We start from the raw sequence: 25,375 nt of genomic DNA on the forward strand, positions 1-25,375 counted from the left end.
AAAAAAAACACCTCTACACTTGTAGAATACAAATTATTATTCTATGTTTGTAGAACACAATCTAAACTTGTAGAACATGCAGTTATCAAAATCGGAAGAAGAGTTAATGAATCACCTTTGGAAAATGGAAAAAGGCTTTATGAAAGATTTGCTAGATGCCTATCCAGATCCTAAACCTGCTCCAACCACTGTTGCCACGCTTTTAAAACGCATGACGGATAAAGGGTTTATTGCGTATAATACCTTCGGGAAATCTCGAGAATATTTTCCACTAGTTAAAAAGAAGGCCTATTTCTCCAAACACGTTAACGGACTGATAAAAGACTTTTTTAATGACAGCGCATCACAATTCGCATCGTTTTTCACCAAAGAAACCAACTTATCGAAAACGGAGTTGGAAGAATTAAAAAAATTGATAGATCAACAAATTAAAAATAAACCGTAGTCGTCAAGATTACAAAAGATTAACACCTGAAACATAGTAAGGTTCAAGAGGCCTTTTTTTTAAATAAATATAAACGAATTAAATAATTATGGACATCTACATTCTAAAATTTAGTGCTTGTTTGGCTGTTTTTATGTTGTTCTATAAATTAGTATTGGAGCGTGAAAGTATTCATCACTTTAAACGCTTCTATTTATTGGTAGCTCTTTTGGGTTCTGTTGCCATACCATTTATTACGTTTACCACGTTTGTTGATGCTTCCCCAATTGGAAATCCTATTGTTTTTAGCAATTTAGAAACGATTAGTACGCATACAGAAATAACACCATCCTTTTCCGACTATTTATCTACTTTTTTATGGTCTATCTATTATTTAGGCGCCCTAATTTTTGCGGGGCGTTTCACCATTAATTTCATAAAACTTATTAATCGTATTAGGCAAAATCCAAAGTTTAAAAAGGGAAATTTAGTACATGTTTTAATGACCGATTTAATCTATCCTCACACCTTTTTACAATACATATTTTTAAATAAATCAAAATATGAAGCGCATAAAATCCCACACGAAGTTCTGCTTCACGAGGAAACACATGCCAAGCAAAAACACGCTTTAGATATTTTATTTATAGAGCTTATGCAAATTATATTTTGGTTTAATCCGCTTCTATATTTTATCAAAAAAGACATTAAACTAAACCACGAATTTTTAGCAGATCAAGCTGTTCTTAAAACGGGAACGGACACCAAAACCTATCAGCACATCTTATTGGCATTTTCAGCTTCCAAGACTATGGAAGACGCACAGACTCATCATCTAGCGAATGCTATCAATTATTCATTAATCAAAAAACGATTTACAGTTATGAAATCACACACATCAAACACCGTTAAATGGATCAAGGGACTCATTATCCTGCCTCTTTTGGCTGTATTAATTTACAGTTTTAGTAGTACAAAAGAGGTTTTTAAACCTGCAGAGCCAGATATTGTTTTGAGCGAAACGCTAAATGAACAATTATCAAGTGCTGATGCAAATTCAACAGAACATCAAGAGGGTTCTGAAAATAATCTAATTATAGACAAGCAAAAAGGAGCATCAAAAGCGCAAATTGCTGAATATAATAAATTGGCTAAATACTACAACTCGCAAAGTAGAGATAATTTGGTCATAAAATTAAATGATATAAAGCGGTTAAACTATTTATATAATTTAATGACCGAAGAACAGAAGAAAGCCGCTGAACCTTTACCTAATTTTCCGCCTCCACCTCCACCTCCACCTCCAACTCAAAACATGTCAAAAAGTGAAGAACAGGAATATGAAAACCAAATTAATAAGTCTAAAAAAGGTGAAAGTTACACATACCAATATCAGAACAACGATGGTAAAATTGTGAAGGTCATTGTTGATGAAAATGATTTATCTGTTCCACCACCACCACCACCCGTTCCAGCAAATGCCACACCCGAACAGAAAGCGAAATATGAAACACTTATCAACGAATATTACAGCAAATACAAGGTGACAAATGGTAAAGTGGAACACAAATTACCGCCTCCGCCACCACCTCCTATTCCAGCTAATGCAACACCTAAACAAAAAGAAGAATATAAAAAAGCACAGGAGGATTACAACCGGAATTATAAGGTGAAGAAAGGACAAGAAAGTAATATTCCACCGCCTCCTGCACCACCAAAACCAAATTTTGAAACACAACTTTATATATCAGTAAATTCTGATGAGACTATATCACTTAAAGATTCAAATAAAAAAATCACAAAAACAGTATCTCTCAACGACCTTAATATGACTTTATCAAATCTATACCAAGATGAAATAAAATCAGACATGAAAATCAATACGCTTATAAAAGCTGACAATAATAATTCTAGAGAAATAATTGCCCAAATTGCCGAAGAATTAAAAAAACTTGACATATTTCTACCACCTCCACCACCACGTATTAAAAAATAACTTTTTCAATAAATTAAGAAGCCACGATAAAATTCGTGGCTTTTTTTTGTAACAAAAACCACCATCTAACGTTCTAATAGTCAATCAACCTGTCTAACTTAAGGACAAGTTAAAACATCAATCAATCATGTTAAAACAATTCTTCATCCTCTGTTCTGGGTCGGACCAAGACATTTTATACACCTGCTCCAATGGTGAGCAAAACAAATATGCCGGTATTGGCGCAACCGTTTTCTTTACGGCTGTTATGGCATTTATAGCAGCTAGTTATGCGCTTTACACCATATTTGATAACTATTTTATAGCCATGGGTTTTGGTGTTCTTTGGGGTTTACTCATTTTTAATTTAGACCGATTTATTGTCTCAACTATTAAAAAGCGGAACAATAAAATGAACGAATTACTTCAAGCTACACCACGACTCCTTTTGGCCGTCATTATTGCTATTGTTATTTCGAAACCATTAGAACTTAAAATTTTTGAAAAAGAAATTAATCAGGTGCTTTTAACTGAAAAGAACCAAATGACCCTTGAAAATCAGGAAGAGATTTCAAAACAATTCTCACCAAACATCAACAATTTAGAAACAGATATTTCGGCTCTTGAAAACCAAATTACGGTAAAGGAAACAGACGTTAATGCGTTGTACGACACGTACATTCAAGAAGCGGAAGGAAGGGCTGGCACCAAACTATTAGGCAAAGGACCCGTTTACCAAGAAAAACGCGATAAACATGATATGGGTTTAGCCGAACTTCAGAATTTGAAAGCAAGCAACCTGGCTAAAATAGCCGTACTAGAAAATCAGATTATAGATTTACGAAACAACCAACAAACACAAATTCAAAGTACACAGCCAATCATTGATGGTTTTGATGGATTGATGGCACGTGTAAATGCGCTTCAAAAACTACCTTGGCTACCGTCATTCTTTATTTTTCTATTGTTTTTGGCTATTGAAACATCACCAATTTTCACCAAATTATTATCGCCTAAAGGGCCTTATGATTACAAATTAGAAGATGCGGAAAGCACTGTAAAAACTTGGGCAACGCAAAAAATGAATGCGCGCAACGAGATTTTGAAAACAGATATGGTTTTAAATAATAAAATTTATAAAGATATTTCAGAAGAAGATGAACTTTACAATTACAAGCGTAAAAAAGCGCGTGAACTCATGCAGTTGCAAGCAGATGCATTTTTTCAGCATCAGAAAAAGGCCCTTTAAATTTTTGTTTGTACTTTTAATGAACTAATACGAAACCTTATGAAATCTATTTATCTCATTTTAAGCCTACTATTTTCAGTAGGCACATTTGCACAATCTGAAACATCTAAAACCTATCTTGAAGATACGCAAGCCATTCGTGAGGTTTTAAGAATACAGCAAAATGCTTGGAATAAATTTGATTTAGAAGGATTTATGCAAGGTTACTGGAAAAGCGACTCGTTAAAATTTTATGGAAGCAATGGTGTTACCAAAGGGTGGCAAAAAACGCTAAACAATTATAAAAAAGGCTATCCCAGTAAAGAGTATACTGGCGAATTACAATTCACATTTAAATCCATTTCCCCAATTGAAGACCATTCCTATTATGTTATGGGTCAATACCATTTAAAACGCTCGGTTGGTAATGCGCAAGGTGAATTTCTTATTATTTTAAAGAAAATAAATGGTGAATGGAAAATAATAGCAGATATGTCTAGCTAATTATGCGGCATCATTGGTTTTAAAATGGTCGTACAAATCTTTACAGCCAAAGCCAACAATAGATAATTGCTTCTTTTTCAATAAGGATTCATTATGCAGTTTTGCAAGTGCCATAACACCAAATTTATCAATACTATCTAATTCTTCGATACTGATGGTTACGGATTGCAACTTTTCGAATACGTTTTCAAATTGATCTTGAAACATACTAACAGACTTTTTATCAAGGATACCTTTTACGTTAAAAAAGTTGTTGTAGTGTGAAATTACTAAACTCATGACATATGATTTTTAAATATTAAACAATAAATAATGTGCTACTAATCATATGAGGGATACCGTAAATATAACATCTTAAACCAATTACACGTATAGTTTTCGATATACGGCAGAACTTTCAGTTTACTGCATTCCAATTGCATAAATAATCGACAAACAACTGCTTTTTAAGGCGTTACAGTTTAGAATCTTCTGTCTGGATGACAATTTTGAAGATCTAAAGTTGGTGGTTTTTCCATAATAATTTCAGAAACCAACTTACCTGTGGCAGTCGCCATACTCCAACCCATCATAGCATGACCGGTTGCCATAGTCAGGTTTGAACATTTTTGAGATTTTCCAATATATGGCAAACCATCTGGAGAAACAGGTCGCAAACCTGAAGCAGCATCATTTTTTTCAAGTTCGTTTAATGTGATATCTGGATAAAATTGCGAAGCAGCTTTAGCAATAGTTTCAACTCTAATAGCACTTATGGCATTATTAATTCCTGCAATTTCCATAGTACCAGCAAAACGTGTAAAGCCATTCATAGGCGTAACCGCTACTTTGGCTTCAGCTAAAATAGCTGGAATAGAAATTCCTGTTGGTTGTTGGGTGTTAATTCGATAGCCTTTTCCTGCTTGAAGTAATAGATTGAGTCCAATTTTTTTACTTAAAAAGGTACTCCATGATCCCGCTGCTAAAACAAACTCATCAGCCTGGAAAGTTTGCCTATTAGTTTTTAATGATACTATCTTATTATTAACCAAGGTTAAATCTTCTACTTTTTCATTGGTAAAAAATTCAACGCCTTCACGTATTAAATACGCTTTCATTTCCATCATAAACTCTTGAGGTGTGGAATGTGAATCGCATCTATAATAGATTGCGCCTTTTGCTGACATGGCTACATTAGGCTCTAAAGTTTTTAACTCGGTTAGTGTTATTTCAGAAACATCCAAGCCTTCACTTTTAGCTATTTCTGCTGTATGAATTTCTTCTTCTAACATTTTATCTGTTTGACAAAGCATCAACAAACCTTTCTTTTCTAATTGAAATGAAAAATTCTCGTCTTGCTTAATAGCATCATAGAATTCTTGGGATAATAAGGTTAATCCTTTAATAGTAGGAATGGCTTTTTTAACATTTTTAGCGGTACACGAATTATTGAATGCCAACGTCCATTTTAAAAAATCTGGATCTAATCGTGGTTTTATATATAAAGGACTGGCTGGATTTAACATCCATTTGAATCCTTTTTTCATAACTCCAGGAGCCGATAACGGAATAAAATGACTAGGAGATAAATAACCTGCATTGACATAGGATGCGCCTGAATCCATATTAGATTGGTCAATAATACTAACCTGACAACCTTCCTTATGAAGGTAATAGGCAGAACATAAACCAATGATTCCGCCGCCAATGATAATTATAGTTTTACTCATTTCAATTTAATTTTGTCACATAAAGCGCAGTCGAGATGTCTCATCTAATTTAATCATTCTGTAATTACAACATTTCCACATTAAATCATTCCTCTAAATCACTTGAAAACCAAACGCATACGGATCATCATCATTTATAGTTATTGTATTGTGTCCATAAATTTTTGCCCAACCAGTTATGCTTGGAACAATAGCTAATTTGCCATCCAAAGTGGTTTCTTGTTCAACACGACCTATAAATTTACTACCAATGAAACTTTCATGAATAAAGTCGGTTCCCACTTCTAATTTTCCTTTAGCGTACAATTGTGCCAAACGTGCTGAAGTTCCAGTGCCACAAGGACTTCTATCTATTGCTTTATCACCATAAAAAACGGCGTTTCGTCCAGATGATGACGGATCAATTGGTGTTCCTGTCCATAATAAATGGGTTACATCCCGAATGGTTTCATTTTCTGGATGTATAAAATAATTAGGATATTTTTCATTAATATGTTGTCTAACAACTTGAGAATATTGAATAAGTTTGGATGCCGAAAAATCTTGAACACCTGAAAAATTGGTCTGTGGATCAATGATGGCGTAGTAATTTCCTCCATAGGCTACATCAAACGAAATAATACCCAATTCTGGACAATCAACTGATAAGTTTTCGGCTGCTAAAAAACTCTTCACATTAGTCAACTTTACCCAATCTACTTTACCGTTTGTTTGTTGATACTCTATTTCTACTAAACCAGCAGGTGCTTCCATTCGGATTTGTCCAGGTACTTTTGGAATCACCAAACCTTCTTCAATAGCAATGGTTATAGTACCAATAGTTCCGTGCCCGCACATTGGCAAACAACCCGATGTTTCGATAAATAAAATGGCAAAATCGTTTTCAGGGTTGTGTGGTGGAAACAGCATAGAACCACTCATCATGTCATGACCACGAGGCTCAAACATAAGTCCTTTACGGATCCAATCAAATTCCTTCAGAAAATGCAGGCGTTTTTCACTTATGGAATTTCCCAGCAATTCTGGAATACCTTCCTTGATAACACGAACGGGATTTCCGCAGGTGTGCGCATCTATACAAACAAATGTTCCCTTAATCATTTACGAAATCACATCATGCGTTTGTTTATTATTAACGAGTCTAGAAATCCCTAACGGATTGTTATTTTTCAAAGCGTCTGGCAATAAATTACTCGGCCAATCTTGATAACTAAATGGACGCACCCAACGCTTAATGGAATGAATCCCAACGGCTGTAAAGCGGCTGTCTGTAGATGCTGGATATGGTCCACCATGATTCATGGATGGGCAAACCTCAACACCTGTTGGCACGCCATTAAAAATGAGTCTTCCTACCCGATTTTGCAGAGCAGAAACCACCTCTGGAAAGTTTTCAATTTCCGCATTGTCAGCAATTATAGTTCCCGTAAGTTGCCCTTCTAATTTTGTAATAATTGTACGCAATTGCTTGGCATCATCGCAGGCTACAACCATGGAATATGGCCCGAACACTTCATGATGTAATGTTGGATTATTTAAGAATGTATCACCAGAAACAGTTGTAACCGTTTGTTTGGCATAATTATCTTTAACCGCTAAATCGTATTCAGCAACCACTTTTAAATCAGCTTGCGACGTCGCTTTTTTTCGATTTGCTTCATAAGCACCTAAAATATTAGGATGCAGCATACAAGATGGTTCAGTTTTTAGTATTTCCTCTGAAAGTGTATCAATAAATGCTGAAAATTTGTCGCCTTTAATTCCTAATAACAAACCTGGATTGGTGCAAAACTGTCCAGTTCCTAATGTAATAGAATTCGCATAGGTTTTTGCCCAATCTGATCCTTTTTTATGTAACGCTTTTGGCAAAATTACAACGGGATTAATACTTCCCATTTCGGCAAAAACAGGAATTGGCTCCTCGCGTTGTGCTGCTAAATCATATAAAGCACGACCACCTTTTATACTACCAGTAAAACCAACGGCTTTTACGCCTGGATGTTTTACGAGTTCTGAACCAACTTCAATACCACTACTATTTAAGTTTGAAAAAACACCTTCTGGCATTCCCGTTTTTTTAGCTGCTTTTACAATAGCCGAAGCTACCAATTCGCCTGTCCCAGCGTGCATAGGATGCGATTTTACAATTACAGGACAACCAGCAGCCAATGCTGCAGCCGTATCTCCTCCAGCTGTGGAATAGGCTAACGGAAAATTACTAGCACCAAAAACAACAACAGGACCTAACGGAATTAGCATTTTTCGGATATCTGATTTTGGCATCGGTTCCCGATTGGGTTGAGCCGTATCTATGCTCGCTTCTACCCAAGAACCTGTATTTAATAAATCGGCAAACACCCGCAACTGACCAACGGTTCGTCCGCGTTCACCTTTGGCACGACCTTCGGGCAATCCCGTTTCCGAACAGTAGGTATTTATAAGTTGCATATCAAGTGCTAGAATTTCATCTGCAATAGCGTTTAAAAATGTTGATTTTTTTACTCCTGACATATTTTTATAGGTCAGAAATGCGCTGCTCGCTAATTCTACTGCTTGATTTATTTCATCTGAAGTTGCTTCCGTAAAAACAGCATCAGTTGCCATATTAGTTTGTGGATTGAACGTTTTATACGTTTTATTTCCGCTGGCTAATACGTGATATCCAATATAATTTTTTCCTGTAATCATCTGTTTTGTATTAAGCTATTTTTGTTCCGTTTGGCATCATGCGTTCTAATTGCAGTAACACCACATCTTTGTTTTCTCCTAAACCTCCTAGAATTAAACATTCACTCATCATATTGGCAATTTGTTTCGGTGGAAAATTAACAACCGCTATAACTTGCTTTCCAATAAGACTTTTTGCATCATAAAGGTTGGTGATTTGAGCGGATGTTTTTAGTTTGCCTAAAGGGCCAAAATCAACAAGCAATTTATAAGCAGGATTTTTAACTTCTTTAAAAATTTCGGCTGAAACAATTGTTCCAACCCGCATATCTACTTTGGAAAATTCATCCCATGTTAACGTGTTTTTCATTATAAGTTTTTATAATCTGGTAATACTGGTCTATTTTTTAAACTGGTTTCAATAACATGCTTAACATAGTCACGTTCCGCACCTTCCAATTTTAATCTAGGTTGACGCACATTTTCAGTACCAATTCCTGTATAAACTTCCGCCAGTTTTATGTTTTGTACTAATTTAGGATTTATATCCAATTCTAACAAGGGCATGAACCAACGATACAAATCAATGGCCTCTTGAATCCGACCTGCTTTTTGAAGCTCATAAATAGCAACGGTTTCAGCTGGAAAAGCACACACGAGTCCCGCAATCCAACCATCGGCTCCCATGAGCAGGCTTTCCAAGGCAATCGTATCAACACCTGTCATAATTTTCAATCGGTTACCAAAGGCATTTTTAATTCGGGTAACGTTTGTTATATCACGCGTGGATTCTTTTACCGCTTCTATGTTATCAAATTTTAATAATTCATCAAACATTTCAAGGGTAATTTCAATTTTATAATCTACCGGATTGTTATAGACCATTATGGGTAAAGACGAATTTCTTGCAACTGCCTTAAAATATTCAACAGTTTCTTTATCGCCAGATTTATAGCGCATTGGCGGCAACATCATCAATCCTTTTGCGCCATCAATTTCAGCTTTTTGAGCAGCTTCAATAGCTGCTTTGGTAGTTTGCTCCGCAATATTAATGAGCACTGGAACTTTTCCTTTTACCAGGTCCACAGTGGTGGTTGTGAGCATTCTTTTTTCGTTATCTAGTAATGTACTAGCTTCACCCAAAGTGCCACCTAATACTATGCCGTGAACGCCTGCTTCTAATTGTGCTTTAATGTTAATTTCGAAGGCTTTTAAATCCAATTCATCATCATCTGTGAACTTCGTTGTAACTGCTGGCATAATACCTTTCCATTGAATTCTCATAATTTATAACTTTTAGTAAGCTAAAATTAGTTCAATGAAGGTTACCTTTTTTATCTAAATTTATCCAAAATATATACAATATTATCCTAATTTATATTTTTGAGCTAACTTACGAATAGTATTTGCTTATTTTTGTATTTCAGAACATTTGAATAAATCATGAAAGTACTCCCATTTAAAATTCCAAAACCAGAACAAGACACTCTTATTTATCAAGAGGATTTTGAAACAAGCTTTTATGATAAACTGCATCAACACGAAGAAATACAATTCAGTATTATTTTGGAAGGCGAAGGCACGTTGATTGTTGGTGACACGGTTAATTTCTATTCTAAAAACGACATTTTAATTCTAGATAGTAATATGCCGCATGTGTTTAAAAGTGATGTAAAAGCTTCCGAACACTCACGAATGCTATCATTATTTTTCACCAAGGATTCGTTTGGTACTGATTTTTTTGACTTGGAAGAATTACTTGAATTACAGAAATTTTTCAAGCGTTCCAAACATGGATTTAAAGTAACATCTCATAAAAAAATCCTAAAAGAATTATTCTTGAAGCTTGAAGCATCTAGTAAATTAGAACGTTTTATGATTTTACTACAATTGATGAAAATTGCTTCACAAGCTAACTACGAGAGTTTATCTTCCTTTATATATGATAAAAAATATTCGGATAATGAAGGGAAGCGCATGCGTGATGTTTTAGCATTTACCATGAATCAATATACAACCGACATTACACTTGATGCTGTTGCAGAAGTGTCTAACATGACGAAAAACGCTTTTTGTAAATATTTTAAAAAGCGTACCAATAAAACCTATTTTCAGTTTTTAAATGAATTGCGTATTGAAAACGCGTGTAAACTTATACAGACTCAAACGGATAGTTCCATTTCTGAAATTGCCTACCAATCTGGTTTTAATAATATATCGAACTTTAACCGACAGTTTAAAATAATTAAAGGGAAGTCACCCAATAATTATCGGAAAAATCCGAATTCATAGGTTTCGAAAAAGAGAGAAAATGCCTTAATTACATATTATGTTTTCTTGACATATTTGGTAATAATCACTATTTGCTGACCATCAACTTTACCTTCAATAAATTCGGCATTTTCATGATCTAAACGAATATTTCTAACAGCCGAACCTTGTTTGGCAACCATACTAGAACCCTTCACTTTTAAATCTTTTATCAACACAACAGAATCACCATTGTCTAGAATAACGCCATTTACATCACGATGAATAATTTTATTGGCTTCATCTTCATGTTCACCTGTAGCACGAGCTAATGCTAAAGCGTCATCATCCAAATACATCATTTCCAATAAATCTTTTGGCCAACCCTCACTTCGTAAGCGTTGTAGCATACGCCAAGCCATAATTTGAACCGCAACATGCTCACTCCACATACTATCATTTAAACAACGCCAATGATTGGGATCCATGTCTGTATTTTCTTCAATTTGATCCAAACAGGTTTTACAAACCAAAACATCATTGGCCACGTTTTCATTTAAAGATGGTGGAATGGTATATTGTTTTAAGTCGTCAGTGGATGTACATAATTCGCAAGTATTATTACTGCGTTCTTGAATCATTTGTAATACGCTCATGGTGCTTTTTATTGAAGATTAATATAGGTGCTTTACAGGTTGCAAACATACTGCTTTTTACTGAAGTGTTTCGCGGATTTTTTTGGGTAAGGATTTTACAATTAAATCATAGGAATCGTCTATCAATTGCTTTACAAACGGGATTGTTAATTCGCCTTTATACAAACTCATGGTATTCCAATGTTTTTTACTCATGTGATAACCAGGTTCTACACTTTCATAATTTGCGCGTAATTCCAAGGCATATTCAGGATCACATTTAAGGTTGATAGTGGCTTCATTTTTCTCCCAGTTTTTTAAGGAGGTTAGTAGAAACATTTTATTGCCAACTTTAAAGACTAGAACATCTTCATCAAACGGGAAATGTTCCGTAACCCCATTTTTGGTTAAGCAATAATCACGAAGTTGTTCTATATTCACAAGTTACTTTTTAAGTTCTTTGGTTTCTTTTGAGTCTTCAATATCAGGTAATTCTATGGCCGAATAGTCTATTTTCCAACCAATAGTCATGACTAAATTTTCAATAAGCGAAATAGCTTCAACCGCTTCTCGTTGCGCCAATTTAAACAAACCACTTTCAGGAATTTTATCTAAAATATGCTTTTTAGCTTCGGCTTGAAGGCCTGTTAAATCCGATGCTTGGAACCTATTAAACATACCTTCTTTTTTATCGTAGTAGTCCAAATTGGTTTCAATACTCAATATTTCTGGTTTTGGAAAGTGTTTTAAAATAATGGTTTTTGTGGCTGTATTGGCTTCTAGTTTGACTTTGGAAAAATCGAAACCTACATGTGCTTTAGCATTAATAACTACTAACGCTTTTTTTCTACCACTTACGAGACTTAAAAAACGTTCTTTAACATTTTCATAATGGTATATTTCGGCAAAATCCCCTTCAACAGAAATGAATTTACAAACCATTTTTATTTTATCTAGAAGAATAACAGATTGGGTATTTGTCTGCTGCTTGACCTGCTGACTTCTAAAATAAAAGACGGCAATAAGTGCTATGATGATACCAACTATTAAACCAAAAAGTATATCCATAATTATGTACGCATTAGTTGTCCGGTTCTAATTTACTCAATTTCGAACAAAATTGGTTTGCTTGGTGTGGCATCATTTTCAAAAGGTGCAATTTGAAGATTTAAAAAATACGTGCCATCTGCAACGGTATTTGGCACAAAAATCAATTCGGTAATCGTTGCATCCATACGTTTTCTTCCCGCTGTATTCCAAAAAGCATGATGTGCCAACAGTTCGCCATCATCTTTTTCTTTATCCACACTTGGCAAATCAATCAGCAAATGTTTCACGCCTTTTTCACGTAAATAAATGGCCGCTTCTTCTAATAAAAATGGCGGATTGGTATTAGAATATTGATGATTTAATTTTTCGATTGTATTTGGAATAGTCCTCAAAATAACCGCATCACGCTTTTTATTTCCCAAAGCAAATTGGATCTGTTTTTTGGAAATAAAAAAATCTGTTTTACGTTTTTCTGGAGCAACCGTTATCACTTCCGCTAAAAAGAAAAACTGCTTTAAATTCTGATTTACGGAGTGTAGTTTTTTTGTTAAGTGACCAACACATTCCGTGTGTGTGCCGTGCGCATGCGGATTAAAACTAATATTATTGAAATTAATATCGGCACCTTCTGCAACACTTGCTATCCAATCGCCGTCTTGAACCGGTTCAATTTTAGGTGGATCTTGATACCAGGCGTTCACATTATTTGCCGAAGCACGCATAGGAATAGAGATGTCTAACGGTTTGGATAAGTCTATTTTATACTTTTTAGAATTGGTTTCTATAGTTGCAATCATGTGTGTAATTTTTCTAAATTCAATGTGGTGATAATAAACGTAAAAGTCAGCATAAATGCAACTCTAGAGGGTTTAATTTAGCAGAAATAAATCGGACGCAATCCCATCACTTAAAAACAATCCTTTTTTAGTAACACGTAAGGTATTATCTTTAATATACAGCAACTGATTGCTGATATGTTTTTCAGATTCTTTAAGTAGTAATTCTTTAAAATGCAATCCAAAATCCTGTTCTATTTTTTCTAATGAAACGCCCCAAATAGTTCGTAAACCTGTCATGATATATTCGTTATATTGATCGGTTTTTGATAGTTTCTCAATTTCTATTGGTAAATTGTTTTCTGCTAAAGCATTGATGTATTTTGAATTATTTCTAACATTCCAACCACGTTCCTTTCCATTAAACGAATGTGCTGAAGGTCCAATTCCTAGATACGGTTTCCCTTGCCAATAGGCTGAATTGTTTCGGCTAAAATAATTAGGTTTTCCAAAATTAGAAAGTTCATAATGAACAAATCCGTGTTTGGTTAAGGTATCCACCAAGATATGGAATTGTTGTTCTGCCAAGGCATCATCTACATTATCAATAATTCCTTTTTTAATAAAACTAGCCAAAGCCGTTTTTGGTTCAACCGTTAAGGCGTAACTGGAAATATGTGGCATATTGAAGGCTAATGCGGTTTCAATATTTTCTTGCCATTGTTCGGTTGTAGAACCTGGAATGCCGTAAATTAAATCGACAGAAATATTATCAAAATATTGAGTTGCCTCTTCCATAGCAATTTTAGCTTCTTCCGAATTGTGGGCGCGATTCATCAATTTTAAATCGCTTTCAAAAAAGGATTGAATGCCTATGGATAATCGGTTTATGCCAATGCTTTTGTAATCTTGAAAAACGGTTGTTGATACATCTTTTGCAGAAATTAAATCGTCTGGATTGGCTTCCAAAGTGATTTCAGGATTATCAGAAACTTCATAATTTTCATAAACGGCATCAATGAGCCCTTTCAATTCATCTTTACTTAAAAGACTTGGCGTACCACCTCCAAAATAAATGGTTTCAACTTGGATATTTTTGAATTCGTCCTTTCGCAATTGAAGTTCGGTTACTAAAGCCTGAAGCAATTCACCTTTCTTTTTAAGCGACGTAGAAAAATGAAAGTCACAATAATGACAAGCTTGTTTGCAAAACGGGATGTGGATGTAGATTCCGGCCATTTTTTTTAGTTTTCAGTCTCAGTTTTCAGTGGACAGATTTCAGTAAAATTTTAGTTTATTACAAGTGTTGACAATAGAATTTTATTTGATTAAAATTTTGGTATGTTTGATATTGTGCTTGAGTATTTGTCCTATTCTCATTTCCGTTTCATCAAATAAAATTACTTTATGGTTGCACTGATTAGTTTGAATAATTTCAAATATCAAATTATATCCTCGGTTTCTTTTATTTTTGTCAATTATGATACCTTCAATTATGCAGTCAAACTGTGTTTCGTCAGTATAACTTGACCAAGCGAATAAAGTTGTTCTTTCTGACCCGTCATAACCGAATCTAGTTGCATAAGGAATTCTAATTGTGTCTCCAATTGCTAAATCCTTAAACTGATTTTCAATTTCTTTTTTAATTATTTTATCTTGTCGACTAATTTCATCCAATTCTTGTTTTATTAGCACAAATTCTTGTTCAAAACAAGGCTTTTCGGATTTGAAAATGCCATTGTTATAAGCTTGCCGATAAAGATTAGGTAATTTGTCAAATCTTTTTTTTCTTAATCTATCAATTTTTTTGCTTGACTTATAATGATAAACAGCTTCTCCTAATAATATGAACTCAATATAATCGCAATTTTCGTAAAGAGAAATAGTTATTCTCTCACATCCAATACAGGTAAAAGTTAATTCATTTATGTTATTAGAAACTAAAACTTCAAAATTTCCATTCAGATCCGTTTCTCCAATTAGCGTGGTGTCATTTTCAAATACTCTTACACCAGGAAATACACCAATATCCTCATCAATAATTTTCCCTTTTAAAGTTCTTTGAGCATAAATACTCAAGAAATTAAAAAGTATAAATAGGACTAAATAAATATTCTGATGTCTCAAATGATTCATTTTTAAATTTGTTGACTGCTACTACAAACTTTTTACTTCTTCTTAACCCGATCTTCATTCTGTTTGACAAAACTATCCCAACCAGAATAACTTTTTCCAATTTCTATGCGACCTTCATTATAAAAATGACAAACGGCTGCTGCCAAACCATCCATAGAATCTAAATTTTTAGGTAGCGTTTTTAGCCCTAATAAACTCTGAAGCATTTTGGCTACTTGTTCTTTGCTAGCATTACCATTCCCCGTAATGGCCATTTTTATTTTTTTTGGGGCATACTCCGTAATTGGAATCTCTCTACTTAAGCCAGCTGCCATAGCTACACCTTGCGCACGACCTAACTTGAGCATACTCTGCACATTCTTCCCGAAGAAAGGTGCTTCAATAGCAATTTCGTCTGGATGATGCGTTTCTATCAACTCAATGGTGCGCTCAAAAATAAGTTTAAGTTTCAGGTAATGATCGCTGTATTTTTTTAAATCCAATTCATTTAACTGCACAAAAGACATGGTTTTACCCACCACTTTTATCAGCCCAAAACCCATAATGGTTGTGCCTGGATCAATTCCTAATATAATTTTTTCTTTACTCATTAATCACAATAATAGCAACCACTTAATGACACTGAAACACCTACTGTTGCTGTAAATAGGTTGCCGTTGAAGGAACCAAATCCATCAGAAACTGGTGAAAATCCGGAGCTAAATCCGTAAATATATGACGTATCTAGAAACACGGAAAGCGTTCGAGAAATAGTATAATGAAATTCCAAACCAGCCATAGCATTTAAAAACGAGGTGTTATTTTCAGAATAACCACTCAAGGGTTTTACCATAGAAAATCCCGGACCTGCATGTGCTACAACGCCTAATTGTGCTGGTAAAAAATTAGCTATTGGCGTTAAATCGTAAACAAACTGAACATTGATTCTTGAATAATTAATTTTAAAATACGGCGAACCTGAATCATAATCCAAACGATTAAATCCGTAATCCAACTTTACACCATATTGCGGTTTAAACATGCGCTGAACGCCTAATTGAATGGTAGGGAAATTAATAGACTTTCCTTCAAAACCCGTAACAAAACCTCCGGAGTTTGGACTGTTTAATCCAACAGAAAACTGGGCTTTCCATCGGCTCGCTTCACTTTGAGCAAAACTACTTGCAACCATAAAAAATAAAACCGTTGCCAATCCTACTGACTTAATTTGTTTAAAAACTATGTGCATAAAAATATAAAGTTTTAATTTGTATTATTACCTAGATAACGAACCACAGCAAAATATGTTTGGAAGTATTCCACACAAAACTAAACAATTCTTTTTTGTACTTATTAAATTGAGCATAGTTGTTGGCGCTTTTTATTTTATTTACAACAAACTCACTGCTAATCCCGATTTAGATTTTCAAGTTTTTATTAGCTTTTTATCAGAAAACAATCAGTTTTCCGTCAAAACAATTAGTTTTTTAATCATTTTAAGCTTTTTTAACTGGTTTTTTGAAATTTTAAAATGGCAGATTCTCGTGTCGTCGTTTAAAAAAATATCACTTTATAAGGCCATGGAACAAAGTTTAAGTTCCTTAACAGCATCGTTATTAACACCCAACCGGATTGGTGAATATGGCGTTAAAGCCATGTATTACAAACCAGCTGAACGCAAACGTATTGTAGCATTAAATTTATTAGGCAATAGTTTACAAATGCTGGTAACCGTTTTGTTAGGAAGTATAGGTTTATATGTATTTTTAAACCAATACGAAACCACTATTGATTATTATAAAATTGCACGTTTTGGAGCAATCATTCTAGTTATTGCGGCAGTTGGCTTTATAGCTGTTTCAAAAAGTAACGTCCTGTTTAAAGGGTTTTCACTTCAAAAAATTGCGAACTACTTCAAACAATTACGGTTTAAAATGTATAGTTTCGGATTTTTATTAGCGGTCATTCGCTATGCCATTTTTTCCTTTCAATTTTACTACATATTAACATTATTTGGTGTGTCCGCATCCTATTTAAATGCGTTAACCGTCATTACCAGTATGTATTTTTTAGCTTCTGTAATCCCATCAATTTTTATTTTTGACGTGATTATTAAAGGAAGCGTAGCTGTTTATTTATTTACAATTGTTGGTGTAAACGCTTTTACTATTTTAAGCACGGTAACGATTATGTGGATATTAAATGTGGTGATTCCTAGTCTTTTTGGTAGTATATTTGTTTTAAAATTTAAACTTCCTAAATCCTAATTATGGTATTTATTATCGCCATATCAATCACATTGGCATACCTACTTTTAATAAGTGTGTTGATTTATGGGTTTGTAAAGGTTCCTAAATTTAAATTGGATGATGCACCTCCAAAAACAGCATTTTCTATTATTGTTCCTTTTAGAAATGAAGAAAATAATTTACCGCAACTTTTAAAATCGATTAAAGATTTAGACTATCCCACTGATTTATTTGAGATTATTTTAATTGATGATAGCTCTGAAGATCATTCTGTAAAAATCATTAAAACCTTTATTGAAAACGGATTAAAGCATGTGACGATTTTAAAGAATAAAGTTAAAAGCACATCGCCCAAAAAAGATGCTATATCCAAAGCAATAAAAAACGCAAAATATGATTGGGTTATTACAACGGATGCGGATTGCCGCGTTCCAAAACTCTGGCTAAAAAGCTTTGATAGTATTATTCAGAAATCCAATTTACGCTTAATTGCAGCTCCTGTAAATTACTATGATATTGCATCGTTTTTAGACCGTTTTCAAACATTGGATCTGTTAAGTTTAATGGGCACGACCATTGGCGGTTTTGGCATTAAAGAACCTTTTTTAGCCAATGGCGCCAATTTAGCCTACCAAAAAGCGCTATTTTCCGAGTTATCAGGTTTTGAAGGCTCTACAGAAATAGCTAGTGGTGACGACGTTTTTTTACTACAAAAAGCGGTTAAATATAATTCTGATGATGTTTATTATTTAAAATCTATTGATGCCACAGTAGAAACAAAACCTCAAAGAAACTGGAACCAATTAGTGTCCCAACGATTAAGATGGGCTGCCAAATCCACAAGCTATAAAAGCTTTTTTGCTATTCTAACTGGTATTATTGTTTTGCTCATGAATTTGCTCATTATTATTTTAATTCCAATAGTTTCTTTTGGCATTTTTAGTTTAAACAACTTTATATACATCATACTTGTTAAATTCTGTGTCGATTTTCTACTCATTTTTAAAACCAGTCGCTTTTTAAATCAAGAATCTGTTTTGCCATCCTTTATTGTATCTAGTCTCTTTTATCCATTTTTCACCATGTATATTATTTCCATATCATTTTATAAAGGTTATACTTGGAAAGGCAGAACCTTCAAGAAATAAAAAAGATAATATCCCAGTTATCATTTAATTTTTTTAGCTTTACAAGTAACCAAATTTGTAATAAAACATGAAAAAGCATTTCCTTTTATTTGGGTTTTTAGCGCTTGGCTTTTTAGGTTTCTCACAACAATCCTACACCATTAATAATGAAACATTAGAATTGGAGACAGCTGTAGAAGGTAATCTAGATTTACTTTGGACTATTGATGATGGTACTTACCGCTATTTTGCACGAACAGATTCGGGCGATATTCAAGAATTGGTAAACACCAAAAATGCCGATACACGAAAATATCAAGAGGAATACAAATCGGTTTTAAATGCACTTACAGAAGGCTATGGCGTTCCAACAGACAAGGTGAATTTAACCCTTCATAGCTTGGAAGATTTTTTCAACACCTACAATGCCACAACAGATTTAAGTTATAATTTTGAGCCTCGTACTAAACTTCAAACACGTTTAGGCCTTTTTGGAGGGATTACCAATCAGCCATTAGTAGAAAATCCAAACAATGCTAGTGTGCCGTTTTTTGGATTAGAATTCGAATTTTTTGAAGCCACCAAATTACCAAGACATGCACTATTTTTTCATTTCAGACATGCTTTGGAAGCTGATGATTTTGAATACACCTCTACACAAATTGCCATTGGATATCGCTATCGCGTTGTTAATAAGGATCGATTTAATGTGTATGGAAATTTAAAACTGGTGACTTATGATTTTGGCAACGCGACATACACGTCCAGTCTACCAGGAGTTGGGGTTTATGATGAATCGTTTTCGAATATTGATGTGCCTTTTATTCTTGGTCTTGGCGCCGATTTTCGTGTCACCGAAAATGGCTATATCACCTTTGCATATCACGATATTTATGCGCTTTTTAGTGATAATAGCGATAACTTCCCTATTGATTTTGCGTTAGGCTTTAAGATGAATTTATAGTGCGTTTAGACCAAACATCCAATCCAGCTTTCTCCAATTATTTTTGGAATGATGATAATACATCTTCTAAAAAAATGACGGTTTCTGGCATCCTTATTAAATCGTTTTTCTGTATTGCTATTGTTGCTGGAATCACCGTGGCTATATGGTATTATTACAGCAACGGAAACAACATAAAATGGTTTACAACAGGTGGTATGATTGCCGCTATTATTGTCAGTTTAATAATTTCTTATAGGCAACATTGGGCTAAATTTTTAGTGCCACTTTATGCTATTGCCAAAGGCTTTTTCTTAGGAGGTATTACCAGTTATGCACAAGCGCAATTCCCTAATTTACCGTTCCAAGCAATTGGTGTAACTATTATCACTTTTTTCGTGGTGTTAATACTCTATCAAACACGCATTATTGTGGTCACTAAAAAACTACGAAGTGTTATTATTACCGCTTGTACAGCCATTTTTATGACCTATCTTATTTCATGGATATTGAGTTTCTTTGGAATAAAAAGTTTTCTTTGGGGAACATCATGGCTTGCTATTGGGTTTAACGTAGTAGCTGCCGTTTTTGCATCATTAGCGTTGCTATTGGATTTCGATTATATAGAACGTCATAAAAATAAAGCGCCAAAAGAAAAAGAATGGCTAGCAACTTGGGGATTATTGGTGACGTTAATTTGGTTGTATGCAGAAATATTGAGACTCATGCGAAAATTCGCAATTCGATTTTAGTTTGTTGAATTCCGAATTTAAATAGTGGCACAATCAATCACTTTTATTTTTTTGAATTTGAGAGATAAAATACCGTTTCGGCTGCCTGACTACGTAGACATGGCACTCAACCTAGCATCGTTTAAAAAATTAAAATTTGGAAATTTAAAGATTCTTACCAATTTACAAAACTAGTTAACCTGAATAATCACAGGCAAGGTAAAAGCCGTTTTCACTTGCTGACTGCGTCTGATTGCCGGATAGATTTTTGGTAATGAATCTACACTTTTATGAAGTAATTCTTTAATATTTGGTATTTCCTGAAGCGTAATTGAATCGGCTTTAATGGTAATAAGTGACAGCAATCCGTCTTTCGAAATTTCAAAATTCATGTAAACCGTATCATTGATATCTTGCTTAACAATAAGTGTGTCTTGTTGCAGTTTTTTTGTGATAATCTCGGTTAAGGTATTTTGGAAGCAATTTTTCTTGTCTTCTTGAGTTCCGTTTTCATCACAACTCTCAAACATGGGATATTCATCCACTTCATTCCAATTAAATGTTAGCAGTTCATTTTCCAAAATAACGTCTGACGATGTTTTTCTAGCATCGAAATAATTACAGGAAGTAACCACCAAACACATTAAAATAAAATATAGCTGTTTCATAGGCTGTTATGAGCCCGAAAAATACGATATTTTTATATTTTAAACCATATCTTATTGGGAATGACTGTAAAATAATATGATGATTTTTTTCTTTGTAGAAAATATAAAAACAAAGTATGGCTTTCGTTACGGTTTATTTTTCAAATACAGTAGTAAGGGAAAAAGGAGGTTTTCTTACAATTAGTTTAAATAAGAATTGGTGTTAATCTGTATTCATAAATTTTTCTTGTTTCAATTCGCTTAATCTACTTTTAGCTTTAAATAAAAACGGATTTTCAGGATATTTTGCCATGAAATCTTCATATAACTTAATTTTGGTATCGACATCTTTATAATAATCGTCTTTGGTGTAAACCAGATAAAAAGCGGCATATATATTATTCGGGTTTTCTTTTAATGCACGCTCAAAAGATTGAATAGCTGCCTGATGATTCTTCCGGTGATTTTGAATGGTTCCTAAGGTCATATATTCGGAATCCAATGGCAAGTCTACTAATTCAATAGCTTTACTGATATACAATTCAGCTTGCTCATAATTACTCATCCGTGTAAATAATTGGCCTAAAATGTACACGTTTTCAGAATTTCTGGGCTCTTTAGCAACCGCTAATTTTTGCTGTTCGATGGCTTTTTCAACTTCTGAAAATTGAGAATAACAATAACTTAATTTTTCATGAACAAATTGGGAGTCTTCACCTAAATTTAATAGTTTTTCAAACCACAACGAGGCCGCTTTATAGTCTTTTTTCCAATAGTAATTTTGCGCTTTTAGACTCATGAGTTTTGCGTTATACGCGTATGTTTTTAAACCTATATCTGTATAATAATCTACGGAATCGAACTCACGTTTTTGTAAGTGCCGTTTTGCTAATTTAAAGATGGCTTTTTGGTGGCCATTATCTAAAAGAAAACTTGTTTTAAATTCGTTACGTGCTGATGAATCTCGTAATTGTTCGTAAACCAAACCCAATTCATAATGATAATTTGGATGCAGGGAATCTGTTGCAATTAACTGTTTAAAAATAGAAACTGCTGTTTGATAATTTTTAGTTTTAGAAAGTAATTTGGCATAATCATATTTCACCAAAGCATCATGAGGAAAAGCCTTGATACTGCTGTTTAAATACTTTAACGCTTCATCGTAATTCCCGATTGCTTGATTGGATTTGGCCAATTTATAAGCTACATCATCTAAATTGTCATAAGATTCATAAGCTTTAATAGCTTCAGAATAATTACCATTAACGTACAAACTATCTGCAACGTTTAAAACCGAAGTTTGGGCTTCGGTTTTAAAACATATTAAAATAAAAATTAACGCTAAAAATCTATTCATTTATTTTAAACTTTATGGGCAGGTAATATGGAACCGTTACTTTTTTCCCTTGATGCTCTCCTGGAATTAAATCCGGTATTAGGTTTAAAACACGTTTGACTTCCACTTCTAATTCTGGACGTGGCGCTCTAGCTTTAATGTCTACAATTTTACCTAATTCATTTATTTTAAAGAAGGTTCTAATTTGAACAACACCAGATAAATTTAAGCTGTTCGCTAATTCCGTATTGAAATTTGTTGCAACAAACGCATTCAGTTTTTTACTCATACATAGCTTGTTTTCTTCATTAGAAATTCCGGTTTCACAGCCAGGAAAAACAGGAACTTGATCTACCGAAGCAAAAGGAACATCCATATTGTTAGCAATTGAAACATCTAAATCTTCTTGTGAAAGAAAAACAAAAAAGTCTTTCATGGCTATTTCTTCTTCCTCACTTAAATTACCTTGTTCCTGAATTATCTGAAATAAATCAGAAATATGTTGGTGCATCACATTCTTGTTTGATGCGTTGCTATAATCTTGAACATCGGAAATTAAATCTTGATTAACAGAATTTGAACTCAAGCCGTTCATCTGCAATAATAACTCAATTCCTACTTTGCCTTCAGCGTTTAATCCATCTTGTAGAACTATTTGTTCAATAATAACATTTAATTTTTCTGTTAATAAACTTACAGTAGCTTCAGAACTTGGTAAACTTATATACATTACATACGATTTACCGTCAGGCGATTCAACACCCACTTTAGTAAGACCCAACGGGACCTGTTCATCTTTGGAATGTACACTATAAGTAATTTCAGTGTTCTCCTTGTTTATTTGTGCCCATGACACATAAGCTGGATTATTTTTTAAAAATGTCTCATAGGCTTCGTGTTTGTCTGTAGGAACTTCTACCAGACCATTTTTACCCAATTCTAGGGTATACCCATAGTTGGACACATCTGTGTTTTGCTCGGTAGCATTAGACGTTTCATTGGAACATGATGAATATACCAACATTCCTAAAACCATAGGAATTAATAAAGCGTACTTGATTAATTGTACTTGTTTAGATTTCGTTTTTTGTAACATAATAATTCGTTTTTTGATTAATGATTGTTTGAAAAATGGATTGATGAATGATACCTGATTCGTATCGAAAATTTGGGATAATAAATTTTCATAATATTGTTTTTTGTTGTATTTCACGGCTTGTGAATCCGCAATAAATTCATGTAAATCTGCCATCCGATTTTGATACATGTACACGAACGGATTAAACCAAAATACAATGCGTAACATCTCAAAAAACAGTAAATCCCAAGTATGTTTTTGCTTTACGTGAACCAGCTCGTGTTTTACTATTTGCTGACGATCGGTTTCTTTTATGTTTTCACCTAAAAACACATAATTAAAAAACGAAAATGCTAACGTACTCTTTAACATTCGCACAAAACAAATAGCGCCTTCCCTTTGCTTCGGGTTTTGATAAATAAGTGTTACAATTTTAAACAAGCGCATACTAAAAAATGCAACGGCTAGCACACTTCCAATTACTAAAACCAATGAGAAATACCATAAAAAAGGGTGCGACGTATTACTACCACTAATAACTACTTCTTCTAAAAAAATAGTATTGGTTGTTTGTGATAATATGTGGGGTAAACTAACCACAAAATCGTTTGGAATAGCTTCTTTAAACCCAGCCACTTTTACAAATGGCAACAAAATGGAGAGCACAGCTGTAATCAATAAATAGGCGCGATTCCAATTAAAAAATGTTTCTTTCTTTAAAAACACATCATAAATGAGCAAGAAAAATAACTGAAACGCAATGACTTGAATGATGTAATGTATCATGATTTTTCGTCTTTATGAATCTCCTTTAAAACGGATTCTAATTCCTGTAAACTGATATCATTTTTTTTCATAAAAAAGGACACCATACTTTTAAAAGAGCCTTGAAAATAATTATCTACTAATGAGTTTATACTCTGGTTACTATAATCCTGCTTTTTCACCAGTGGATAATACACATGCCCTTTTCCGTGCTTTTCATAATCCACAAAACCTTTACTTTCCAATATACGCACAATGGTTGAAACCGTATTATATGCTGGCTTTGGCATAGGCAATTCGGCAATAATTTGTTTTACTGCGGCTTTTTCTAGTTGCCACAATACATGCATTATTTCTTCTTCGGCTTTGGTTAATTGCTTTTTTTGGATCATGATTTTTATTGCGAATTATTATTTAACAAACCTCGTGTAAATTTTGAATCAAAATATGGACTTAAATTTTTGTTCTGGATACAAATTTCACTCATTTTTAATCGTAAAATCTACTCGAACTGACAACCTTATTCAAATTGCACAATAGGTTTAACTAATCTTTTAGTTTAACAAATATAACTAAATTTTTAGTTTAAACTAATTTCGTAGTTAAAAAATTGTAACTTTCTTTAAGTATCTTCGTCAAACAAGAAAAATATATGGACATATTATTAGTTGTATTAGGCTTTATTTTTATGCTCGTGGGTATAGCAGGAAGTTTTTTACCCATTTTACCTGGGCCACCGTTAAGTTGGATTGGCTTACTCCTCCTCTACTTAACAAAGGCCGTCCCAAATGACTGGTGGTTTTTAGGAATAACCCTAACGGTTGCATTAATCGTTTTTGCTCTAGATTATATTATTCCAGCCATGGGAACCAAACGTTTTGGTGGCAGTAAAAAAGGTGTAATTGGCACCACTCTAGGGCTTATTGTTGCTATTATTTTTCCAATATTTGGACCATTTGGTATCATTATTTGGCCTTTTCTTGGCGCATTTATAGGCGAAATGATTAATAAAGCAGATTCTAAAATTGCCGTAAAAGCCGCATTCGGCTCCTTTTTAGGATTTTTAGCAGGAACCTTTATTAAGTTTATTGTAGCTATTGTTTATTTGGGCTTCTTTCTGTGGACGGTTTGGGATTATAAAGCTATAATCTTTTCTTTTTAAAATG

At 33.8% G+C, this 25,375-nt stretch carries 28 protein-coding genes; 10 read left to right on the forward strand and 18 right to left on the reverse strand.

Annotated features, from left to right (window positions below; translation table 11 throughout):
* The first annotated feature begins 76 nt into the window (after nucleotides 1-76).
* The 4 genes from ES675_RS00870 (at nucleotide 77) to ES675_RS00885 (ending at nucleotide 4,131) form a co-directional block, all read left to right on the forward strand.
* Nucleotides 77-445 (forward strand): BlaI/MecI/CopY family transcriptional regulator, encoded by a 369-nt coding sequence (locus ES675_RS00870; RefSeq protein WP_066250560.1) that lies wholly within the window; start codon nucleotides 77-79, stop codon nucleotides 443-445.
* Between the two features lie 88 nt (nucleotides 446-533).
* A complete protein-coding gene (locus ES675_RS00875) occupies nucleotides 534-2,420 on the forward strand; it encodes a M56 family metallopeptidase (RefSeq protein ID WP_066250563.1) in 1,887 nt (628 codons plus the stop codon).
* Between the two features lie 127 nt (nucleotides 2,421-2,547).
* Nucleotides 2,548-3,648, forward strand: coding sequence for a DUF4407 domain-containing protein (locus ES675_RS00880; protein WP_066250566.1), 1,101 nt, complete (start codon nucleotides 2,548-2,550; stop codon nucleotides 3,646-3,648).
* A 39-nt stretch (nucleotides 3,649-3,687) separates the two neighbouring features.
* Nucleotides 3,688-4,131 (forward strand): YybH family protein, encoded by a 444-nt coding sequence (locus ES675_RS00885; protein WP_066250571.1) that lies wholly within the window; start codon nucleotides 3,688-3,690, stop codon nucleotides 4,129-4,131.
* Here ES675_RS00885 and ES675_RS00890 read toward each other — a convergent pair whose 3' ends face one another.
* The 6 genes from ES675_RS00890 to ES675_RS00915 form a co-directional block, all read right to left on the reverse strand.
* Nucleotides 4,132-4,410 (reverse strand): STAS domain-containing protein, encoded by a 279-nt coding sequence (locus ES675_RS00890; RefSeq protein ID WP_066250574.1) that lies wholly within the window; start codon nucleotides 4,408-4,410, stop codon nucleotides 4,132-4,134.
* A 182-nt stretch (nucleotides 4,411-4,592) separates the two neighbouring features.
* Nucleotides 4,593-5,840 carry an NAD(P)/FAD-dependent oxidoreductase gene (locus ES675_RS00895; RefSeq protein WP_066250577.1) on the reverse strand — a complete coding sequence of 416 codons (1,248 nt, stop codon included), beginning with the start codon at nucleotides 5,838-5,840 and terminating at the stop codon, nucleotides 4,593-4,595.
* A gap of 93 nt (nucleotides 5,841-5,933) precedes the next feature.
* The gene (locus tag ES675_RS00900) at nucleotides 5,934-6,941 is read right to left on the reverse strand and encodes a 4-hydroxyproline epimerase (RefSeq protein ID WP_066250580.1); all 1,008 of its coding nucleotides are present in this window, start codon (nucleotides 6,939-6,941) and stop codon (nucleotides 5,934-5,936) included.
* On the reverse strand, nucleotides 6,942-8,528 hold the full coding sequence (locus ES675_RS00905) for an aldehyde dehydrogenase (NADP(+)) (protein ID WP_066250583.1): 1,587 nt from the start codon (nucleotides 8,526-8,528) through the stop codon (nucleotides 6,942-6,944).
* 10 nt (nucleotides 8,529-8,538) lie between these two features.
* Nucleotides 8,539-8,877, reverse strand: a complete 339-nt coding sequence (locus ES675_RS00910; protein ID WP_066250585.1) for a tRNA-binding protein — start codon at nucleotides 8,875-8,877, stop codon at nucleotides 8,539-8,541.
* A complete protein-coding gene (locus ES675_RS00915) occupies nucleotides 8,877-9,791 on the reverse strand; it encodes a dihydrodipicolinate synthase family protein (protein ID WP_066250587.1) in 915 nt (304 codons plus the stop codon). Before ES675_RS00915 ends, ES675_RS00910 begins: the two co-directional genes overlap by 1 nt.
* Before the next feature lie 159 nt (nucleotides 9,792-9,950).
* Here ES675_RS00915 and ES675_RS00920 point away from each other — a divergent pair, with 159 nt between their 5' ends.
* Nucleotides 9,951-10,799 carry an AraC family transcriptional regulator gene (locus tag ES675_RS00920; RefSeq protein ID WP_066250590.1) on the forward strand — a complete coding sequence of 283 codons (849 nt, stop codon included), beginning with the start codon at nucleotides 9,951-9,953 and terminating at the stop codon, nucleotides 10,797-10,799.
* A 35-nt stretch (nucleotides 10,800-10,834) separates the two neighbouring features.
* Here the strand turns inward: ES675_RS00920 and ES675_RS00925 are convergent, their stop codons facing one another.
* The 8 genes from ES675_RS00925 to ES675_RS00960 form a co-directional block, all read right to left on the reverse strand.
* Entirely contained in the window at nucleotides 10,835-11,413 is a 579-nt protein-coding gene (locus ES675_RS00925) for a PhnA domain-containing protein (RefSeq protein WP_066250594.1), read from the reverse strand.
* A 57-nt stretch (nucleotides 11,414-11,470) separates the two neighbouring features.
* Nucleotides 11,471-11,833: an MmcQ/YjbR family DNA-binding protein gene (locus ES675_RS00930; RefSeq protein ID WP_066250596.1), complete on the reverse strand. Its 363-nt coding sequence runs from the start codon at nucleotides 11,831-11,833 to the stop codon at nucleotides 11,471-11,473.
* Between the two features lie 3 nt (nucleotides 11,834-11,836).
* A complete protein-coding gene (locus ES675_RS00935) occupies nucleotides 11,837-12,460 on the reverse strand; it encodes a DUF4230 domain-containing protein (RefSeq protein WP_066250599.1) in 624 nt (207 codons plus the stop codon).
* Between the two features lie 32 nt (nucleotides 12,461-12,492).
* Nucleotides 12,493-13,239 carry a cyclase family protein gene (locus ES675_RS00940; RefSeq protein WP_066250603.1) on the reverse strand — a complete coding sequence of 249 codons (747 nt, stop codon included), beginning with the start codon at nucleotides 13,237-13,239 and terminating at the stop codon, nucleotides 12,493-12,495.
* A 72-nt stretch (nucleotides 13,240-13,311) separates the two neighbouring features.
* A complete protein-coding gene (gene hemW, locus ES675_RS00945; RefSeq protein ID WP_066250607.1) occupies nucleotides 13,312-14,457 on the reverse strand; it encodes a radical SAM family heme chaperone HemW in 1,146 nt (381 codons plus the stop codon).
* An 81-nt stretch (nucleotides 14,458-14,538) separates the two neighbouring features.
* Nucleotides 14,539-15,345, reverse strand: coding sequence for a hypothetical protein (locus ES675_RS00950; protein ID WP_148367192.1), 807 nt, complete (start codon nucleotides 15,343-15,345; stop codon nucleotides 14,539-14,541).
* Nucleotides 15,346-15,386: 41 nt separating this feature from the next.
* On the reverse strand, nucleotides 15,387-15,944 hold the full coding sequence (gene ruvC, locus ES675_RS00955; RefSeq protein ID WP_148367193.1) for a crossover junction endodeoxyribonuclease RuvC: 558 nt from the start codon (nucleotides 15,942-15,944) through the stop codon (nucleotides 15,387-15,389).
* Nucleotides 15,944-16,582, reverse strand: coding sequence for an outer membrane beta-barrel protein (locus ES675_RS00960; RefSeq protein ID WP_066250619.1), 639 nt, complete (start codon nucleotides 16,580-16,582; stop codon nucleotides 15,944-15,946). Before ES675_RS00960 ends, ruvC begins: the two co-directional genes overlap by 1 nt.
* 55 nt (nucleotides 16,583-16,637) lie before the next feature.
* Here ES675_RS00960 and ES675_RS00965 point away from each other — a divergent pair, with 55 nt between their 5' ends.
* The 4 genes from ES675_RS00965 (at nucleotide 16,638) to ES675_RS00980 (ending at nucleotide 20,404) form a co-directional block, all read left to right on the forward strand.
* The gene (locus tag ES675_RS00965; protein WP_066250621.1) at nucleotides 16,638-17,600 is read left to right on the forward strand and encodes a lysylphosphatidylglycerol synthase domain-containing protein; all 963 of its coding nucleotides are present in this window, start codon (nucleotides 16,638-16,640) and stop codon (nucleotides 17,598-17,600) included.
* 2 nt (nucleotides 17,601-17,602) lie between these two features.
* The gene (locus ES675_RS00970; protein ID WP_066250625.1) at nucleotides 17,603-18,730 is read left to right on the forward strand and encodes a glycosyltransferase; all 1,128 of its coding nucleotides are present in this window, start codon (nucleotides 17,603-17,605) and stop codon (nucleotides 18,728-18,730) included.
* A gap of 67 nt (nucleotides 18,731-18,797) precedes the next feature.
* Complete coding sequence (locus ES675_RS00975) at nucleotides 18,798-19,673, forward strand: hypothetical protein (protein ID WP_066250629.1); 876 nt, start codon at nucleotides 18,798-18,800, stop codon at nucleotides 19,671-19,673.
* Nucleotides 19,673-20,404 carry a Bax inhibitor-1/YccA family protein gene (locus ES675_RS00980; protein ID WP_066250632.1) on the forward strand — a complete coding sequence of 244 codons (732 nt, stop codon included), beginning with the start codon at nucleotides 19,673-19,675 and terminating at the stop codon, nucleotides 20,402-20,404. Before ES675_RS00975 ends, ES675_RS00980 begins: the two co-directional genes overlap by 1 nt.
* Nucleotides 20,405-20,574: 170 nt before the next feature.
* Here ES675_RS00980 and ES675_RS00985 read toward each other — a convergent pair whose 3' ends face one another.
* The 4 genes from ES675_RS00985 to ES675_RS01005 form a co-directional block, all read right to left on the reverse strand.
* Nucleotides 20,575-21,051, reverse strand: coding sequence for a hypothetical protein (locus tag ES675_RS00985; RefSeq protein WP_066250634.1), 477 nt, complete (start codon nucleotides 21,049-21,051; stop codon nucleotides 20,575-20,577).
* Between the two features lie 202 nt (nucleotides 21,052-21,253).
* Nucleotides 21,254-22,387 (reverse strand): tetratricopeptide repeat protein, encoded by a 1,134-nt coding sequence (locus tag ES675_RS00990; protein WP_066250637.1) that lies wholly within the window; start codon nucleotides 22,385-22,387, stop codon nucleotides 21,254-21,256.
* The gene (locus tag ES675_RS16570; protein ID WP_066250641.1) at nucleotides 22,380-24,230 is read right to left on the reverse strand and encodes a M56 family metallopeptidase; all 1,851 of its coding nucleotides are present in this window, start codon (nucleotides 24,228-24,230) and stop codon (nucleotides 22,380-22,382) included. Before ES675_RS16570 ends, ES675_RS00990 begins: the two co-directional genes overlap by 8 nt.
* The gene (locus ES675_RS01005; protein WP_066250644.1) at nucleotides 24,227-24,601 is read right to left on the reverse strand and encodes a BlaI/MecI/CopY family transcriptional regulator; all 375 of its coding nucleotides are present in this window, start codon (nucleotides 24,599-24,601) and stop codon (nucleotides 24,227-24,229) included. Before ES675_RS01005 ends, ES675_RS16570 begins: the two co-directional genes overlap by 4 nt.
* A gap of 260 nt (nucleotides 24,602-24,861) precedes the next feature.
* Here ES675_RS01005 and ES675_RS01010 point away from each other — a divergent pair, with 260 nt between their 5' ends.
* A complete protein-coding gene (locus ES675_RS01010; protein ID WP_066250647.1) occupies nucleotides 24,862-25,371 on the forward strand; it encodes a DUF456 domain-containing protein in 510 nt (169 codons plus the stop codon).
* Nucleotides 25,372-25,375 lie beyond the last annotated feature (4 nt).

This window comes from Algorimicrobium algoritergicola (assembly GCF_008086165.1).
Lineage (GTDB): Bacteria > Bacteroidota > Bacteroidia > Flavobacteriales > Flavobacteriaceae > Algorimicrobium > Algorimicrobium algoritergicola.